Annotated in this window: 2 protein-coding genes; both read right to left on the reverse strand. The window is 41.9% G+C overall.

The window, feature by feature from the left end; all coding sequences use genetic code 11:
• Positions 1-63 precede the first annotated feature (63 nt).
• Positions 64-1,146 carry a P1 family peptidase gene (locus PG840_RS16545; RefSeq protein WP_270205793.1) on the reverse strand — a complete coding sequence of 361 codons (1,083 nt, stop codon included), beginning with the start codon at positions 1,144-1,146 and terminating at the stop codon, positions 64-66.
• Between the two features lie 68 nt (positions 1,147-1,214).
• The gene (locus PG840_RS16550) at positions 1,215-1,724 is read right to left on the reverse strand and encodes a peptidylprolyl isomerase (protein ID WP_117836398.1); all 510 of its coding nucleotides are present in this window, start codon (positions 1,722-1,724) and stop codon (positions 1,215-1,217) included.
• Positions 1,725-2,196 lie beyond the last annotated feature (472 nt).

The following is a 2,196-nucleotide window of genomic DNA, read 5'->3' on the forward strand; positions in this document are numbered from 1 at the left end:
TCTTTTAGGGACTTATTTCACAGACCCTTTCTTTTTAATTGCACTTATTCTTTTGTCCAGTCTTTAGTTTTCTCTATCCTCAAGATATTCCGCAAGGCTGTAATACAGTTCGCCTGCTATTCCACGTGTCTGATTTGCGGCAGTCATGGAATTCAAGATTGCCTCCTGCTCTGCTTCTGCCGCAGCAAGGAAAGCACGGTCGATTATGTTTTCCGGAATTGCTGATATCTGCACAAGTTTCTCCTCATAGCCGGATGGGATTCTGTTTGCAGTCGTAAATCCAATCATAATCTCCCCACTGCCATGACCTGTATAACTACCGGTTCGTGCGATACCAACACCGGTTCTTTTCAGAATCCGTTTGAGCTGACGACTTGTCAATGGAAGGTCTGTAGCCAGAATACTCATAATAGAACCTTTATCTTCTTCAGATGCAGCCATATCACTCTTTTCCTGTTTCCATTCCAGAATTTTAGGACCAACAGCTTCGCCATTCAGTACAAAATCTTTCGTTGCACCAAAGTTTGACTGAACCAGAACACCGATGGTGTATTCTTTTTCTCCAATCGTGATCACGCGGGATGCAGAACCGATTCCACCCTTCATGCCATAGCAGGTCGTACCGGCACCGGCACCTACATCACCTTCTTCGAATTCTTCCGATGCTAATGCAAAAGCCTCGCGCACTTCTTTTTCACCAATTGCACGTTTCTGGATATGATTGATCCGACAGTCATTGCACTCGCCTACGACCGGATTGATACTCTGAGGTTCTATTCCATCCTTCCGGCACTGTTCAATCACGATCTCAACCATTGCATCCAAAACCTTTCCGACATTTAACGTATTGGTAAGAGCAATCGGTGTCTCGAGGGTCCCCAGCTCCTCAACCTGCACAACACCGGCACTTTTTCCGAATCCATTATGAATGTATGCAGCTGCCGTATAGTGCTTGGCAAATGCATTGTCCGGTCCAGGAACGATCACGGTTACACCAGTATGATTTTCTTCTGTCTTCACCGTACAATGCCCTACCCGTATACCAGGCACGTCCGTAATTGTATTCCTTTCTCCTGTTTTTACTCTTCCGGGTACAATTCCAAAGTCCCGAATCCTTTTTGCCCCATTTTGGTTTCCTCCTTGGATTTTGTTGTATTTTTCAATACATGCTGATTTCAGTATAGCACATTTTCTCCGTTGAATGATTTAATATTTCATTTTATGAGTCTGACTTTCGTGATCATCTCTGTTTTTACCGGTCTGTGATAGACAAATCCTGACTGCGGTTCAATGGCTTCTTCTACTTCTACATGTTCCAGTCGTTCAATCTCATCCCAGCCATCGATCACTTTTCCGATTACGGTGAAATTACCATTCAATCTCTCGGAGGCAGCAAGGGTGATATAGTACTGGCTGCCGGAACTATTCTCTGGATCTCCTGCCATGGCAACAATCCCCCGATGAAAAGTAATTTTGGCATTTTCAGGATTGGTTTTAAATTCCGGTTTGATCATGATATCGATTTGTGGATCAACACCATCAAAAAACAGTGGCTGAAGGACAAATCCCGGTTCCAAACGTTCAATGGCTCTTCCGTCAAATATTCTCTTCTCTGCGAGTCGCATAACACTTGCGCAGGCAATCGGTGCAATTTCCGGCCATAATTCAAAGTGTATCACAGCATTCTCATTTACAGTTATTTCGATGATTGGTTTTTGATTCATTTTCATATTTCCTTTATCTCATTATTTTTTTCGAGGGTCAACCCACCCGTGTATGTCCCTCTTTGTATTTCATTATACAGCTTTTGCTGAAATACTCAAAGTGGAAGTTACCGCCCAAATCCTACTTCGACCAGGTTGGTTCTTCTTTCCCGGTATAATTGAATTTACCATCATTTTACTGCGATATACTTGCAAGAGATTTTTACACCTTTCAGGTTTCTGTTTGTGTGTAACAAACAAAGTGATTTGACTTTTTTGTACGCCAGAATAAAATAAAAATGGTGATTTTGCATTTTATTGACTGTATTCTGACCGGATACTCTGATTTGTGCGTAAAGAATAAATGACAACATAACAAAAATAAAAAGAGGAATACAGAATGAAGAGTACAAAATTATTTCGGAATGTAAGGCTAAAAGGTCAAAAAGAACTTGTTTCGATATTACAGCGACCTCGAACGTGCTACCGAAGA

This window comes from Coprococcus sp. AM97-35 (genome assembly GCF_027697525.1).
Lineage (GTDB): Bacteria > Bacillota > Clostridia > Lachnospirales > Lachnospiraceae > Allocoprococcus > Allocoprococcus comes.